Origin of the sequence: Mesotoga prima MesG1.Ag.4.2, from assembly GCF_000147715.2 — a bacterium.
Lineage (GTDB): Bacteria > Thermotogota > Thermotogae > Petrotogales > Kosmotogaceae > Mesotoga > Mesotoga prima.
In genome coordinates this window covers 987,746-1,003,127 of record NC_017934.1, presented here as the reverse complement: position 1 = coordinate 1,003,127, position 15,382 = coordinate 987,746, and the positions used below count along the sequence as shown (strand labels likewise).

Annotated in this window: 19 protein-coding genes; 4 read left to right on the top strand and 15 right to left on the bottom strand. The window is 45.9% G+C overall.

Annotation, left to right across the window (positions count from 1 at the left end):
- Window positions 1-9: 9 nt before the first annotated feature.
- From trxB to rpsF, 10 genes are all read right to left on the bottom strand, one after another.
- A complete protein-coding gene (gene trxB / locus THEBA_RS04875; protein ID WP_014730686.1) occupies window positions 10-969 on the bottom strand; it encodes a thioredoxin-disulfide reductase in 960 nt (319 codons plus the stop codon).
- Between the two features lie 11 nt (window positions 970-980).
- The gene (gene pdo / locus THEBA_RS04870) at window positions 981-1,625 is read right to left on the bottom strand and encodes a protein disulfide oxidoreductase (protein ID WP_014730685.1); all 645 of its coding nucleotides are present in this window, start codon (window positions 1,623-1,625) and stop codon (window positions 981-983) included.
- 62 nt (window positions 1,626-1,687) lie between these two features.
- Entirely contained in the window at window positions 1,688-2,239 is a 552-nt protein-coding gene (locus tag THEBA_RS04865) for a hypothetical protein (RefSeq protein WP_014730684.1), read from the bottom strand.
- A gap of 5 nt (window positions 2,240-2,244) precedes the next feature.
- Complete coding sequence (locus tag THEBA_RS04860; RefSeq protein ID WP_014730683.1) at window positions 2,245-3,177, bottom strand: SPFH domain-containing protein; 933 nt, start codon at window positions 3,175-3,177, stop codon at window positions 2,245-2,247.
- A gap of 21 nt (window positions 3,178-3,198) precedes the next feature.
- Window positions 3,199-3,642, bottom strand: a complete 444-nt coding sequence (locus tag THEBA_RS04855) for an NfeD family protein (protein WP_014730682.1) — start codon at window positions 3,640-3,642, stop codon at window positions 3,199-3,201.
- A gap of 33 nt (window positions 3,643-3,675) precedes the next feature.
- Complete coding sequence (locus tag THEBA_RS04850; RefSeq protein WP_014730681.1) at window positions 3,676-4,527, bottom strand: MBL fold metallo-hydrolase; 852 nt, start codon at window positions 4,525-4,527, stop codon at window positions 3,676-3,678.
- Between the two features lies 1 nt (window position 4,528).
- A complete protein-coding gene (rplI, locus tag THEBA_RS04845; RefSeq protein WP_014730680.1) occupies window positions 4,529-4,984 on the bottom strand; it encodes a 50S ribosomal protein L9 in 456 nt (151 codons plus the stop codon).
- 49 nt (window positions 4,985-5,033) lie between these two features.
- Window positions 5,034-5,267 (bottom strand): 30S ribosomal protein S18, encoded by a 234-nt coding sequence (gene rpsR / locus THEBA_RS04840; protein WP_014730679.1) that lies wholly within the window; start codon window positions 5,265-5,267, stop codon window positions 5,034-5,036.
- A gap of 15 nt (window positions 5,268-5,282) precedes the next feature.
- Complete coding sequence (locus THEBA_RS04835; protein WP_014730678.1) at window positions 5,283-5,744, bottom strand: single-stranded DNA-binding protein; 462 nt, start codon at window positions 5,742-5,744, stop codon at window positions 5,283-5,285.
- A 3-nt stretch (window positions 5,745-5,747) separates the two neighbouring features.
- On the bottom strand, window positions 5,748-6,221 hold the full coding sequence (gene rpsF / locus THEBA_RS04830; RefSeq protein ID WP_014730677.1) for a 30S ribosomal protein S6: 474 nt from the start codon (window positions 6,219-6,221) through the stop codon (window positions 5,748-5,750).
- 232 nt (window positions 6,222-6,453) lie between these two features.
- Between rpsF and THEBA_RS04825 the strand changes: the two genes are divergently transcribed.
- A complete protein-coding gene (locus THEBA_RS04825; RefSeq protein WP_014730676.1) occupies window positions 6,454-6,927 on the top strand; it encodes a flavodoxin domain-containing protein in 474 nt (157 codons plus the stop codon).
- A 57-nt stretch (window positions 6,928-6,984) separates the two neighbouring features.
- Window positions 6,985-7,386, top strand: a complete 402-nt coding sequence (locus THEBA_RS04820; RefSeq protein ID WP_014730675.1) for an FMN-binding protein — start codon at window positions 6,985-6,987, stop codon at window positions 7,384-7,386.
- Window positions 7,387-7,404: 18 nt separating this feature from the next.
- Here THEBA_RS04820 and THEBA_RS04815 read toward each other — a convergent pair whose 3' ends face one another.
- The 4 genes from THEBA_RS04815 to THEBA_RS04800 form a co-directional block, all read right to left on the bottom strand.
- A complete protein-coding gene (locus THEBA_RS04815) occupies window positions 7,405-8,235 on the bottom strand; it encodes a carbohydrate ABC transporter permease (RefSeq protein WP_014730674.1) in 831 nt (276 codons plus the stop codon).
- A gap of 16 nt (window positions 8,236-8,251) precedes the next feature.
- Complete coding sequence (locus THEBA_RS04810; protein WP_014730673.1) at window positions 8,252-9,133, bottom strand: carbohydrate ABC transporter permease; 882 nt, start codon at window positions 9,131-9,133, stop codon at window positions 8,252-8,254.
- A gap of 66 nt (window positions 9,134-9,199) precedes the next feature.
- Window positions 9,200-10,495, bottom strand: a complete 1,296-nt coding sequence (locus tag THEBA_RS04805; RefSeq protein ID WP_014730672.1) for an ABC transporter substrate-binding protein — start codon at window positions 10,493-10,495, stop codon at window positions 9,200-9,202.
- 282 nt (window positions 10,496-10,777) lie between these two features.
- The gene (locus THEBA_RS04800) at window positions 10,778-11,908 is read right to left on the bottom strand and encodes an MFS transporter (RefSeq protein ID WP_014730671.1); all 1,131 of its coding nucleotides are present in this window, start codon (window positions 11,906-11,908) and stop codon (window positions 10,778-10,780) included.
- 72 nt (window positions 11,909-11,980) lie between these two features.
- Between THEBA_RS04800 and THEBA_RS04795 the strand changes: the two genes are divergently transcribed.
- The gene (locus THEBA_RS04795) at window positions 11,981-12,907 is read left to right on the top strand and encodes a glycerophosphodiester phosphodiesterase family protein (protein WP_014730670.1); all 927 of its coding nucleotides are present in this window, start codon (window positions 11,981-11,983) and stop codon (window positions 12,905-12,907) included.
- A gap of 127 nt (window positions 12,908-13,034) precedes the next feature.
- Here THEBA_RS04795 and THEBA_RS04790 read toward each other — a convergent pair whose 3' ends face one another.
- Complete coding sequence (locus THEBA_RS04790; RefSeq protein WP_014730669.1) at window positions 13,035-13,958, bottom strand: ABC transporter ATP-binding protein; 924 nt, start codon at window positions 13,956-13,958, stop codon at window positions 13,035-13,037.
- Between the two features lie 229 nt (window positions 13,959-14,187).
- Between THEBA_RS04790 and THEBA_RS04785 the strand changes: the two genes are divergently transcribed.
- Window positions 14,188-15,378: a YgeY family selenium metabolism-linked hydrolase gene (locus THEBA_RS04785; protein ID WP_014730668.1), complete on the top strand. Its 1,191-nt coding sequence runs from the start codon at window positions 14,188-14,190 to the stop codon at window positions 15,376-15,378.
- The last annotated feature ends 4 nt before the right edge of the window (window positions 15,379-15,382 follow it).

The window sequence follows — 15,382 nt, the reverse complement described above, 5'->3', positions numbered from 1 at the left end:
TAAATCTATTCAGTCATTGAAATAGTTTCTTGCCGCGTGATAAATCGCTATTGCTCCATCGGCGGCCGCGGTAACGATCTGCCGAACTTCCTTCTCTCTGACATCTCCTATTGCATAGACGCCTTTCGTTCTTGTCTCCATAAAATCATCGGCCTTTATGTATCCAAACTCATTCATTTCGAGCTTTCCCTTGAGGAACTGGGTGTTGGGAATCAAACCTATGAACACGAAGATTCCATCGACCCCCAATGAAGTTATCTCACCGCTGTTGACATCCTTGATGTTTACCTTTCTGACTTGTGAATCACCTTCAACCGAATCCACAACAGAACTGTATATGTACTCGACCTTCCCAGTATCGTTCAGTTTCGTCTGCAGAAGTCTGTCGGCCGTTAGCTTCGGGAGATTTTGAATCACGGTTATTTTGCTCACCATTTTGCTCAAGTAGAGTGATTCGTCAAGAGCGCTGTTTCCGCCGCCAATGACCGCAATGTGCTTGTCGGAGAAAAAGTGACCGTCACAAGTCGCACAGTAGCTGATCCCTCTGCCCTTGAACTCCTCTTCGCCTTTCACGCCGAGCTTTCTGGGATTTGATCCTGTAGCCACTATTATTACCCTGGACTTTATTCTCTTTCCGTTGTCAAGGACCACTGCCTTCTCGAGTCCATTGGTTTCGATATCTACAACCTCCGCATATACGAAGGGAACATCGAAGGCTCTCGCATGGTCGGCCATCTTTTCGCTCAGTTCCATTCCGCTGATGGTTGTGAACCCGGTCCAGTTCTCTACAGTCTGTGTGTTGTTCATTTGACCGCCGTCGAGCGCTTTCTCTACAATTATTGGTTTCAGACCGGCCTGGACGGCGTATATTCCTGCAGTAATTCCCCCCGGACCGCCTCCAATAATCGTGACATCGTAATACTCTTTCAAATCGGCTTTCTTCGCGCTTCCGAGTTCGAAGAACGACATTTCACGCCTCCTTAAACGGCCTTCATTACTTGATCAACAAACTGCCCTTCGGGATAAGCTCCGACAAACGTCACCTTATCGTTGATAACGATCTGCGGAACGGATGAGACACCGTACTTCTTTGATAGTTCCTGGAACTCGTTTGCCTCGACCATGTAGGCCGTCACATTCTCATTGACCATCGCGATATTATGCGCCGTAAGAACTGCTTTCGGGCAGTAAGGGCATGTGGTGGTTACAAAGACCTTTATATCTACTGGAGAGCTAATCGTTTCAATCTTTTTTATGGACTCTTCAGACAACTCGGGAATGGCTCCCTTGGAAAACGAGACGATATTCTGCAAAAGCGAGCCAAATTCGTGACCCGCAGGTATGCCCAAGAACCTTACGCCCTTGTCGTCTCCGTCGGGAGTGAGAAGAATTATGCTGGGAGCCAATTCAACACTGTATTTGTCTGCCATTTCAGAATCCAACTCATGAACCTCATAGCTGATCTTTGCTTCGAGTTCCGAGAGCTCCTGTAGCATCTGCTCGGCAGTCGAGCAGTAATCGCAGTTTTTCTCACTCTTGAAGAGCAGGGCTTTCACAGAACCTTCCATGTTGCTGAAAATCTCCTTCACTTGCTTGGTTATATTATCTGGCAATAGCTTCGCCATGACTATCCCTCCTTAGGACTCAATAATTGTATACCCTATAGGGGTATCATAACACCTGTATATTACTCTTCCTTTGACAACTTGTTTACAGAATTGTCTCCGAACCATCTGCTGATTCCCACAACCATGCAGATGACCATAAAAAGCAGCATAATCTGCAACCATTCACCTGGATAGAAGTACTTGAAATGAACAGACATGAGTTTTATAGCGGTAGCGATAGCTGAAAATGTAAAGACGCAGTCGACCAACTTCCATTTCCCCTGCAATAGGAGATAGTTCTTGAAGAATTCCTGCCGAGTATATCCCATGGAGAGAAAAAGCATCCTGAAAGTGTCATCATATCTGGAAGTATGTTTTCCCAGTGATCCATACACGTAAAGATACGCAATGAAGAAGATGGCAACGTTCAGGAGTCTGTCGTTGCGCGCAAAGACAATATTGGCCAAGAATATTACACCACTGGCGAAGGCAACATTCATGAACAGCAGAAAGAAGGTCGGTTTCCTTATTTGACGCTGAAATGCAAAAACCGAGGCCACCGACAAGACGGTGGCCAACAGAGTAATAATTATGACGCTGAAAAGGACGTGAAGAGTCTCACTAATCAGCAATCAGATCACTTCTTGCTTTCCTTCTCATTAACACTTGAACTATCTTTCCCATCCTTGAAGATTTCCGCCATGGAACCTAATGAGCTAAGCATTGCACTGCTCTCGAATGGTAAGAAGACCTTGTTTGCTTTGCCGTCGGCAATCTGCTTCAAGGCGTCAAGATACCTGATGGCAATTACGTCCTTTGTGGGATCTCCCTCATGAATTGCCTTGAAGACATTGATCGTTGCATTTGCTTGACCCTCGGCCTCAGCTATCAGTTTGAACTTGTTGGCTTCCGCCACTCTCTTTATCGATTCACTCTGGCCTTCGGCCTGAAGAATCGCCGACATCTTGTCACCTTCGGCCTTGGTTATCTCTGACTGTTTGTAACCCTCTGCTTCAAGAATGACTGCTCTCTTGGTTCTTTCGGCTTTCATCTGCTTGGACATGGCATCCATAATATCTTGAGGCGGATCGATCTTCTTGATCTCGACCCTGGTAACCTTGACGCCCCATTTGTCCGTAGCTTCGTCCAGGACCTCTCTCAGAGTAACGTTGATCCTTTCTCTGGAAGTAAGCGTCTGGTCAAGTTCCATTTCTCCGATTACGTTCCTGAGGTTTGTCTGAGCCAGTTTGATTGCGGCAATCTCGAAGTTCGAGACGTTATACACAACTCTAAATGCGTCGGTTATCTGATAGTAGATAATCGCGTCGACAGTTACCACGACATTGTCCTTGGTTATAACCTCCTGAGGAGGAACATCTATTACGGTCTCTCTCAGATCTACCTTTACCATTCTTTCGATAAAGGGAATAATGAACTGAAGACCCGGATTAGCATCTCTTCTGTACTTTCCAAGTCTCTCGACAAGTCCCTTTTCGAAAGGACGAATGATCTTTATTCCTGAAGCTGCAATGATGAAGATTACTGCTGCAAGTATCAACCAAAAAACCATTGTTAATCCCCCTTTCTATCGTTATTTACTTTCGTCGGCTATTCTCTCGACGTAGATCAGAGTGCCTTCAAGTCTCGTCACCCTGACCAAAGAGTCAACCGGTATTGTTTCGCCATTTAACGAGGCCGCTCTCCAGTCCTCTCCTTCTATCCTGACCAATCCCTTTTCCAGCTGAGGATTTATCTCCACAGTTACGCGTCCTCTTGAACCTACGAGACCGTCTATGTACATCTTTTTTGGCGAATCGCCTTTGGAAAGTTTCCTGGCAATTGGTCTTGTGAGAAGAACAAGCAAAGTGCTGCTTAATGCAAATACAAGTACCTGCCAGCCAAGGCTAAAAGAAAACATTGCCGTAAGACCTGCGAGAAAGGAACCGATCGAAAACCACAGAAAGAAGAACGTAGGAGTAAGTATCTCTGCCACGAGTAAGACAACACCAAAAATCATCCAGCCTATGTAACCCATTCTTTACCTCCTCCCGGAGTACACAGAACAGCCTTACAATTCGAAAACATGTTCCGGGTGAACAAGAAAAACCTCAGTTCCGGTACCTTCCAACTCCTTCTTGATAATATTATGCCATTTTTTTATCTTCGAGGTGTATCGCCCCGATATATGATACAATATCAGTCTCTTTATCCCGCTGCTCTGCCTCACTGTACAGATGACTTCGTCTATACTGGAATGGTTCTGATTTCTTCTGTCTTTTCCGACGAGAAATGTGCACTCATGAAGGAGAGTCTCTGAGTTACTAATGACTTCCGGCGGGAGAGCGAATGTGTCGCCACTAATAGTCACGATTTTTTGAAGATAGGTATCAGTAATAGCTTCTCTGCCTTTCTCTTTTACGACACTGGCGATTTCTTTTGACGGAAGACCGCCGTAGATATCTTTTAACTTCCTTCTTTCTTCATAGACGTGATAACCATAACTGATTTCGCCAATCGTGTGCTTCACTTTGAAGGGGGTGACGTGCCTTCTGAAACTGCCCGCCGTTCTTAGATATACTTCATCCCCAACGTTCAGCGGGTTCAGTATCATGTTGTATCTAAGCCTGGGATTCATTCCAATAATGAAATCCAAATAAGCTTCTATGGCTCGATTGCCCGAAGGGAAATTAATCCTCAACTGCTTATTGCGGTCACCCATAGCTGTGTTTCTTGTATTGATAAGACCCCAAAGGCCCGAAATATGATCGACGTGCCCGTGAGTAAGAAAGATGTCTTTTATAGCATATACGCTGTTTCCAAGAACAGTCGATATACCCTCTCCCACATCGAAGAGGACCCTTTCGGGTCTATATAGAATCCATGTAGAATAGAGCGCCTTCGAGAATATCTGAAACTCCAAATTATTCTTCCTCCAGGCCTTCGACTTTCAAAGCGATCTTTCCCTTTACATTGCCTGGAAGCTTGACATCCACTTTGTATTCACCAGTCTGTTTGATGTGATCCTCTAGATCAATTTCTCTCTTATCGATATCAACGCCTATTACGGACCTTATATGGTTGGAAATATCTCCCGAGGTTACGGCTCCAAATAGCTTGCCGCTCACGCCTGATTTTGCTTTTATTGTGAAGTGATGCTTTTGAAGCTCATGAAGCAGCTCCTCGCTCGCCTTCCTTATCCTTTCTTCCTTTTCTTCCTTCTGTTTCTGCGTCTGCTTAAGTTTCGCCATCTCTTTGGCATTGGCTTCAACCGCAAAACCCTTAGGAATCAGGAAGTTTCTACCGTAACCGTCCGACACATTCTTCACTTCACCGGCTTTTCCAACGTTGCTTAAGTCTTTGAGAAGAATCACCTTCATAGAAAACCTCCTTTAAAAAAGGGAGGCTCTTCGCCTCCCGAATTGATTATTACTCTTTAGTGTAAGGAAGCAGCGCCATGAATCTCGCCCTCTGAATCGCTTCCTTCACCATCCTCTGGTGTTTGGCGCAGTTTCCGGTAATACGTTTTGGAATTATCTTACCTTTCTCTGTCACATAATCACGGAGCAAAGAGATATTCTTATAATCAATGTATGTCGTCTTTGTACCGCAGAGTCTGCACTTTCTTCTGCTTCTTCCTCTTCTTCTGTTATCTCTTACCATAATCTTCCTCCTACATTAAAATGGGATATCGTCGCTCCCGGAGTCTTCTGTCTCACTTCCAAAGAAAGTAATGTCATCGTTTCCAGTGGCTTCAATCACACCGGTATCCTGCGACGGTCTGTCAAAACCTCCGGAAGACTGTTGGGCCTGGGCTTTGGTTTCCATGAACCGAATATTGGAAGCCGCGACTTCCGCGTTCGATCTTGGTTCCCCATCCTGGGTCTTCCACTTGTTGATTCTCAAAGAACCCTCAACAAGTATCAGTCTGCCTTTGGTTATGTAGTTTCCAACAAACTCAGCCGTCTTGCCAAAAGTTACAATCCTAATGAAATCAGTGTTGTCATTGTTAGACGATGGAATATTCCTATCTACCGCAAGAGTGAATGTGGTTATCTGGGTACCGCTTGCGGCAAACTTGATCTCAGGATCGCGAGTAAGCCTACCTATCAGGACAACATGATTGTAGCTAATAGACATTTTTTACTCCTCCGTCTGCTTTACTTCTTCAACCGTCTCGGTTTCCACACCGGCCGCTTCATCAGAGCTATCTTCTACAACGGTCTCGGCCGCTGCTTCAACACTCTCCACTACCTCAACAGTCTCCGGTTCTTCAACTGCTTCAGCCGGTTTCAGCGAGGCCTTCTTTTCCGCCTTCTCAAGATCCTCTCTCCTGAAGGTCTGCCACCTGAAAACATCGGGTGTAATACCGAAGAATCTCTCAAGAATGTCTAGAGTTTCGGGTTCGGCCCTGAACTGAACTACCGTGTAGTCACCTTCACTGAAGCCCTTTGCAACTCTGTAAGCGAGCTTTCTAATACCCCATCTGTCGAACTTTTCGATGGTTCCTCCGACTCGTTCAACAATGTAGTCTCTTACCTTTTCAGCCATCGCATTACGCTCTTCTTCATCTAGCTTTGGCGAGACTATGAACATCGTTTCGTAAATCCTCTTCATTAACTTCCTCCTCCCTTGGACTGTGGCTTTGCCTTATGTGGCAAAGCGGGATTTCAACGCATAGAATTATAACACAATGCCAGAATTCTTCAAGAGCGGCCGCCTGAAAAATGCTTTTTCAAAGAGAATACGGAACACAGTTTTCATTTACATAACCACAATCACCAATATCTCATATAATGTAAACTGAAAAAGCTATATCATCGTGATGGGTGATAAAAGGAGGTGCAGCATGAAAACCGCAATCATCTACGCAACGAGAAGTGGAACAGCCGAAAAGTGCTCGGCAAAAATCTCTGAAATGCTCTCCGGCGAAAGTACCGTCGTCAACATCAAGAAGGTCTCTTCGCCAGATCTATCTGGATATGATTCAGTTATCGTTGGAGCTTCCATCAGAATCGGAAAAGTACAGAAAGAGATTTCCGAGTTCGTACAGAAAAACCTCGAAACGCTTAAGGCAAAGCGCCTCGGTGTGTTCCTTTGTATGGGTGCTGGAGAAGAGAACTTCAACGAGTACTTGTCCCAAAACTTCCCGAAGGAATTTCTCGACAAATGCAAATCTAAAGGTTTCTTTGGAGGTGAGTTTAATCTAGAGAGACTGGGATTCCTTTCAAAAATGATGTTGAAAGCCGCCTCAAAGGGTAAGCCACAGCCCCATATCATCCCGGGTAATATTGACAGATTTGTCAAAGACTTTGAGGATTAGTCGGCTCATCTGTTTTTGGAGACATCCAGTAACGACTACATTTCAGGAGGAAAGAAAATGAAGGGAAGGACCCTTATAAAAGTACTTGTCACGGTTGGAATTCTCATAGCAGCCCTGTTAATAATTATGTTTGCATTTGTCGTTCCAAAACTCGAAGCCGGACTGAAAGAACTGGACACACTCGAATTTGCACCGCTCAATCTCTCTGAGCTGGATGACGGGTATTACGAGGGCAGCTTCGGGGCCGGAATAGTGAGTGCAACTGTAAGAGTAGCAGTATCTGGGCATGAAATCAAATCAATTGAGATCGTCAAGCACAATAACGGCAGAGGAAAGCCCGCGGAAGCGATCACAGCATCGGTTATCGAAAACCAGTCTGTCGAGGTGGATGTAATCTCCGGGGCGACCTACAGCAGTAAGGTAATTCTAAAGGCGATCGAAAATGCCCTGAACAGATAGGAGAAGGTCGGTGTAGATCTACTTCTCTTCTTTCAGGCTGAATCCTTCCATAAAGGTTTTCTGGAACAATAACAGCATAATCAACGGAGGGACCATAGCGATTATTGCTCCCGCCATAATAATGTTCCACTCCGCTGCCTGAGCCTCACTGGCCAGAAGCATTTTTATTCCTATCTGAACAACCCTCATGTTGTTGCTGTTCGTAACAATCATCGGCCACAGGTACTCGTTCCACATATATGTGAATTCAATCAGAAATAGTGCTCCGACATTAGTCTTCGAAAGAGGTATGAGAACATTGAACAAGAACCTCATCGGTCCCGCCCCGTCGATCCTCGCCGCATCTGAAAGAGAAGAGGGAACGGTCATGAACAGTTGCCGGAAGAGAAGCGTGCCTGTTGCGCTGGCAAAAAAGGGAATTGTAAGCGCTCGATAAGTGTTGACCCAGCCGAATGTTCTCATCAGTTCATAAGTCGGCACGATTCTGATCGGAAGCGGCAGCATGTGGGTTATCAGTATAACTGCAAAAAAGAAGTACTTTCCTTTGAAATTGCCGAAATAGGTGAAAGCAAAGGCAGCGAGCATCGAAAGAAATATCTTTGCAAGTGCCACGGTAATTGAAATGAATGCACTGTTGAAGATCAATCTTCCCATATTCACGGTCTTCCAGGCCGTTGCAAAGTTATCGACAGCGTGGATGCTTGGAATGAACTTGGGAGGGAACGAGTAGGCTTCCTTTTCGTCGAATGTGCTCATGGTGAAGGCGTAGTAAATCGGAAACATTATTACTACGAGCGCTATTGTCAGAAAGAGATAGCTCAGAAAGATCGATGATTTCCTCTGCTTCATCTAGCTCACCCCACCGTCATCCATAGAAGACCTTTTGCTCGGCAAACCTGAACTGCACAACCGTCAAGATGGCAACAAAAATGAAGAGTACTATTGACTGCGCTGATGCGAAACCGGTATCGAGGTTTATAAATCCGTCTCTGTACAACTTGTAAACCAGCACTTGCGTTGCGTCGCCAGGGCCGCCCTTCGTCATTATGTCGATCAGTCCGAAGACCTGAAAAAAGGCGTACAGCGTGTTCATAATCAGCAGAAAGAAAGTGGTCGGCGACAACAACGGAATAGTGATCTTGAAGAATCTGCGAAGGCTCGATGCGCCATCTATTGCAGAAGCCTCCATCAATTCTTGAGGAATTGTTTGGAGTCCTGACAGGAAAAAGATAATATTGTAACCGAGCATTTTCCACGAAGCTGCAATGATTACCGCAACGAGGGCAACTTTCCCATCCATCATCCAGTTAACGTTTGCTCCGAAGATCGCCTTCAGCAAAAACGTGATCGGCCCGCTCGAAGGGCTGAACATCAGTGCCCAGATCGTACCCGCAACGGCCGGTGAAATCGCATAAGTCCAGATGAAAAGAGTTCGATATACTTGCAGCCCCTTCAGCTTTTGATTGAGAAGTACTGAAAGCAACATTCCCAGAGTCAGACCGATCAGTACGACGAAAACCGCAAAAACAAGCGTGATTACGAGGCTGTCAATGTAATCTGAAGATTTGAAGAGCTTGGAGAAATTATACCAGCCCACGAATATCAGCCTGTCACCAAAAGGAGATACCCTGAAGAAACTCAAATACAGCGACTGAATAGTTGGAACAATCAAAAAGATGATGACCACGACCACCGAAGGTAGAAGTAGCAAGTAGGGTAAGAACCTGTTTGGAAAACGACTATGCATGCTTTATCACCGTCCGAAAAATACTAAAGATCCCCTGACATCTCTGTCAGGGGATCCAGAAGAAAATTACTTGCCGTAGATCAATGTGTATTCTTCAAGAGTAGTGTTCGTTTTTTCTGCCGCGTCATCGAGGATTCTCTTTGCCTCTCCCTCGTAATCACTTCCCGTGTACTGAATTGCGTTTTCGATAGCACCGTCGACAATATCCCTTATTGCAACGAAATTCCCTAGCCTTACTCCCTGTGCTTCGGGAACTCTCGTTCCCGAAAGAATCTGCAGGAAGGCCGTAAGGTGATTTGGATTTTCGGCAAACCAACCTTCATCCATGAGTTTCTTGACTGCGCTATTGGTTGCTGGGAAGTAGCCCGTCGACTTATGCCACTCGGCAGTAACTTCAGTCTTCATAAGGTACTGGAAGAATTTCCAGATCGCCTCATACTCTTCGTCTGTATGGCCCTTCATTACCCACAGGGTCGCTCCGCCAATGACAGAGTTTCCCTTTGGATAGCCTGGCATAACCGGCAGGAAGGTTGTTCCCATTTCGAAATCGGCCTTCGACTCGATAGAACTTACCGACGATGTCGACTGAATCAACATGGCAACCTGCTTGGTCAGGAAGGCCTGGTTGGCATCGTACTCCCTGCCACCGTACATGAAGACTTTCGCCTGAGCCCACTTTATCCATTCCGCAAGGACCTTGACACCAAAAGCATCGTTGAAATAAACCTCCGTTGCCTTGCCGACTCTGCCGTTTTCATTGTTCGCGTAGAACTGGCCATGAACCGAATGTGTCTGCTCAAAGACCCAAGCCGGCCAACCAAAGGAAATTCCGCCCTGTGCGGCTCCCGATTCTACGATTGTTCTTCCCATTTCGTAGAGTTCATCAAAAGTCGAAGGGGGCTTGTTGGGATCGAGTCCGGCTGCTCTGAAAATATCCTTGTTGTAATAGAGAATTGCGCTTGAAGAGTTGAAAGGCATTGAATAGAGCTGGTCGCCTACTGTGTAATAATCGAGGATAGGGCCAATCACGTCTCCCCAATCAAAATCGGGACCGGAAAGCTCAAAGACCGGTTTGATAGCGTTACTGTCCAACATGGTCTGAAGACCGACCTCGTAAACCTGAACGATGTGAGGCTGATCTCCCGCTCGATATGAAGCTATAGCCTTGGTAAGAGTCTCGGCATACGAGCCAGTGAACTGAGCAATTACCTCAATGCCGGGATTTTCGGCATTGAAACCTTCGATAATCGCATCGACTGCACCCAACCTGCTACCGCTCATAGCGTGCCAGAAATTGATAGTGGTCTTTCCAAAAGCAAAGACAGACAAACACAGAAGAACCAGTACAAGAAGCTTTTTCATACAGAACCCTCCCTTTTCAGAAATTGAAAACGGCAGAATACCGCAGTAATTATAACACCGAGTGCTCCCGCTCAAGAAGCTCCCTGAGAAGCCAACAGAATCGGATATCGCTCGCCAGACCCAGGATATCGCTTCTCTCTCGTTCTTTGAAAAGATAGGATCACTCACGAATTCCTTCGAAAGACTGACCCGTTATTCAATCTGGAGATTGTTTCCATCTGTCATTAGAAGCAATGAATCGCTGTTCTGAGAGAAAGTCCAAAATACCCGGACCCAGAAGCTTCATCCAGAATTAGATCGTGATCTTCGAAACGATAAGTAAACGATCGTCATAATGATTGCTGATAAGAGCCCGACATATCCAAAGAACCTGAAGGCAAAGAAGACTGAGAATGCGTCGATAATTATTCCCCCTCCTATTGATCCTACGATGAAGGTCAGTCCCGACCTTACAATCCAGAAGACACTTTGAGCGAAAATTTGCTGCCTGCCAGAAAGCCCGTAATGGATGAAGTGAAAAAGCGAGTAATACATTAGAATATACGTCAAACCGTGCAACGACTCCACCAAATAGAGCGCGTAAACGTTCGTCGCGAAGGAGACGAGGATCATCCTGACTCCAATTACCGCCATACCGAATAGCAGGATCTTCATACTGCCAATTCTTTCGATTATCCTGTCGGCGACCAGCAGGAAGGGAATCTCAGAAAGAGCGGTAATTGCGAAGACAATTCCAACGACCGAAGGGTCCATCCCGTTCTGCCTTGTGAAGACCGCAATGAAGGAATTATGGAAGGAGTTCAACGTAATACCAAAGAACATTCCGATAGTCATCATAGAAAACTGAAGAAGGGAACCTGCACCGGCAGAGCTTTCAGTGGCTTCTGTTCTCGATGCGTCCGACTTTTTCTTGAGAAATATCGGTGAGAAGGCCAGAACCACGGATGTGGCCGCAAATAACCAGAAGAAACTGATTCCGACGACAGTGCTCAGCAACAGAGATGTAGCTGCAAACCCTATCGTGCCGAAAAGCCTCACGCGATCAAAACGGCCTCCGGTCTTCTTGATACTCGTCATTATTATCGAATCACCGAGTGGAACGACTGCCGAAAAGAAAAGAGAGAAGAGGATCATGAAGAGCAGGGACGTCAGGAAATCACTGGCTGCAAAGATCGGCCAGATGCATACGGCTGAAGAGAGAGATACGATATAATAGATTCTGTTCTGACCCAGTCCAGAGCTGATTTTGAACCACAGAGGACTGGAAACTAGCGAGACGACCGGTAGGACCGCCATCAGTATCCCGATTTCTGTCGAGGAAAAACCCGAGATATCGAAATACTGACTAAGCAGATTCTTAGTCGCCAGGCTCGCATAAATTAGAGCTTCAAAGAAGAGAATACTCAGATTCAACGCTATCTACCTCCGCGCAACTAGTGGAAATTATACAACCTGCAATTCAAAAAGACTGAATGGAGTGTGATTATGAGAGTTATCTTGAAATTCACGGCAATTATCGTTCTTCTTTCTATTTCAACGGCACTTTCCGCGACGGCAGAGTTTGATGTGCAGGGGCACCGCGGCTGCAGGGGTCTCATGCCCGAGAATACTATCGCCGCCTTCACGCACGCTCTAAAACTGGGTGTTGACACCATAGAGCTTGACACGGTAGTCACCAAGGACGGTGTCGTCGTGATCAATCATGAAGCCTATCTCAATCCACAGCGGACAAGGAAAGACGGGCAATTCATACGAGAAAAAATACTCATAAAGGACCTCACTTACGAGGTGCTTAGAGAGTTCGACATTGGAAGGCTTAGCGAACCGGAAGACTGGCCCGAGCAGACCCAGCTGGACGGCCAGCGCGTTCCATCACTGGAAGAAGTGCTTTCCCTGGTTGATGAATATAACGATTCACACGGAGAATCCGTTAGGGTAAACATTGAGATCAAACATTTTCCCGATAGGCCTTCAGACACAATCGACCTGAAAGAACATGTTCACAAAGTCCTGGAAATACTTTTGGAAAAAGGCTTTGAGGAGCTAGCGACAATACAGTCCTTCAACTGGGAGGCACTCAAGATTTCGAAGGAACTTGAACCCTCAGTTCAAACTGCCGCTCTTGTGTCGAAAACCAATCTGGACAAGTCAATCTGGACTGCAGGGCTTAGATTGAGGAACTTTGGATTCGACATCGGAAGAATGCTGGCCAGTATAGGATGCAGCGTAATTTCACCCAGTTACTCGTTGATGACCGACGGCTGGGTGGAGAGCGCTCATCAATCCGGTTTGAAGATTATTCCGTGGACCGTCAATGATCTCCAGGAGATGGAAAGATTGATAGATCTCGGCGTTGACGGAATCATTACCGACTATCCTGATAGGCTTATTGAGCTGGTTTCGAACCGATAGAAAAGCCTTTCTCGTTGAGAAAGGCCTCTCATAAAAACGTTTTACACATCACCATTACTAATTATACATCATTTTGCCGATAATTAGCTCAAACCTCACTTAACAAAGGCAAAGACGCGACGGTAGATTACAGATCGAAAAACCTGGTGATTCTAATAAAGATCGAGTCCATGTCCCTGCACTCAATTGGCAGCATTAACGTGACGTCTTCTCCTCCTAACTTCCCGTTGCAGATGATTCGCTTCGAATCGTAGGGTCCGCAATGCTCTGGATTGAACTCCTCGCCCTGATCGTCAAGTTCGACGTCCTGAGGTCTGAATGCTCTCCCACCAACTCTGTTTATTCCCATAGCAGAGAAGAGCTCCATGACAAAGAGAGAATTCGGTTCATCATAGATCTCAGTCGGAGAACCTTGTCTCAATACGACTCCGCTATCCATAATAAAGACTCTATCCGCTATGGCCATTGCATCTTCCGGGTCGTTCAGCACTATGAGAACGGACTCTCCCAACGCCATCAGCATTCTCTTGATTATCGATCTCATCTCTATTCTGATCTTCTTGTCGAGTCTCTCGAATGGTTCATCCAGCATTATTAAATTGAATTTCTTCACCGTTTCTCTCGCAAATGCTGTGAGCTTCTTCATTCCTGCCGGAAGTTCCTTAGGCCAGCGGTCAAGGTAGTCAGACAGGCCATCAAGCTCTCCTGCCCTTTTACTGACCTTGGCATCGGCCTCCCTGTCCTTCATCACCGAGAGAGGAAATGCAATGTTATCGTGAGTATCCATATGAGGAAACAAGGCGTTATCCTGAAACACAAATGCGAGTCCCCTTAGATGCGGTTCCAGAAAGGTCACATCGTCCTCATTAATTGTTACACTTCCAGAGAGCGGCTCTTGTAGTCCGGCAATAGTCCTTAACAATAGCGTTTTGCCGCAGCCGGAAGGTCCTATTAGACCAACAATCTCTCCTTTTTCCACAGAGAGGTCGATAGGGCCGAGATCGAAATTTCCGATTCTGCTACTGAGATCTCTCACTTCGAGAGTTTTCATCTAATCACCTCCCTCTAATGATAATTATATCTATTGTATGTGGCAAAGTTCGCCACCCATGAACTCCCCTCTCAAGAGTCTGCCCAATTCCATCGAAATGATCTGTTTGAGAACCAACGTTAGTAGAGCTATACTATTACTAGAGCGTTAGCCGGTTCTTATGTTGCTTTTCTTTACAATATGCAAGAAGTTATAATGAAGAAAATACTAATGCATGGGAGTGACAAAAGTGTCGAGAGATCTTCTTACCAAGGCTGAATCATACCGCGAGGAACTTACCGAATTTCTTAGAGATCTTGTTAGTATCAAGAGCTTCTCCGCCGGCGAAAGAGAAGTGGTCCAGAGAATTCAAAAAGAGATGGAGAAAGTTGGATTCGATGAAGTCAGGATAGATGGACTGGGGAATATTCTTGGCAGAATAGGATCCGGCAAGAATGTGATTGCAATGGACGCCCACATAGATACCGTCGAAGTTGGAAACGAGAAACTCTGGAAAGTAGATCCCTTCGGCGGAGTGGTCTCTGACGGAGTAATCTACGGAAGGGGAGCTTCAGATCAGAAAGCCGGAATGGCAGCAATGGTCTATGGAGCCAGGATAATGAAAGAAGAGGGTCTTCTGGGAGACTTCACCCTTTACGTTACAGGGACGGTAATGGAAGAGGATTGCGACGGTCTGTGCTGGAGATACATAATCAAGGAAGACGGTATAATACCGGATTATGTCGTCATTACAGAACCGACAAATCTGAACATTTATAGAGGTCACAGAGGAAGAATGGAACTTCAAATTAGAACTTCAGGTCTCTCGTGTCACGCCAGCGCTCCTGAACGAGGAATCAATGCTATTTATAGAATGAGCCGAATCATTCAGCAAATCGAGGTTTTGAATGAAAGGTTAAAAGACGACCCCTTCCTCGGAAAGGGAACGATAGCAGTGACTCAGATCTTCTTCAAGTCTCCATCTCAAAACGCCGTTGCCGACGAATGCACCATACAGATTGACAGGAGACTAACAGCAGGCGAAACCAAAGAGACGGTTATAGAGGAACTCAAAGACGCTATAAGAATTTCAGGCGAAGAGGCGGAGATTTTGGAGCTTTTCTACGAAAGACCTTCGTACACTGGACTTGTCTATCCAGTCGAGAAGTACTTTCCGACATGGGTAATGGATGAAAGTAGTGAAATTGTTCAGAAGACAGTAAATACTTACAAGGAGGTCTTTGGAGAAGAGCCCTTTGTCGATAAATGGACTTTCTCCACAAATGGAATCGCAACGGCCGGTGTCTTTGCAATTCCGACAGTCGGATTCGGTCCTGCAAATGAGATTTTCGCTCACAGCCCGGACGATCAGTGCCCTGTGGATCATCTAGTTAAAGCGGCGGCCATGTATGCTCTTCTTCCATTAAGACTCTCTCAGTAGATTA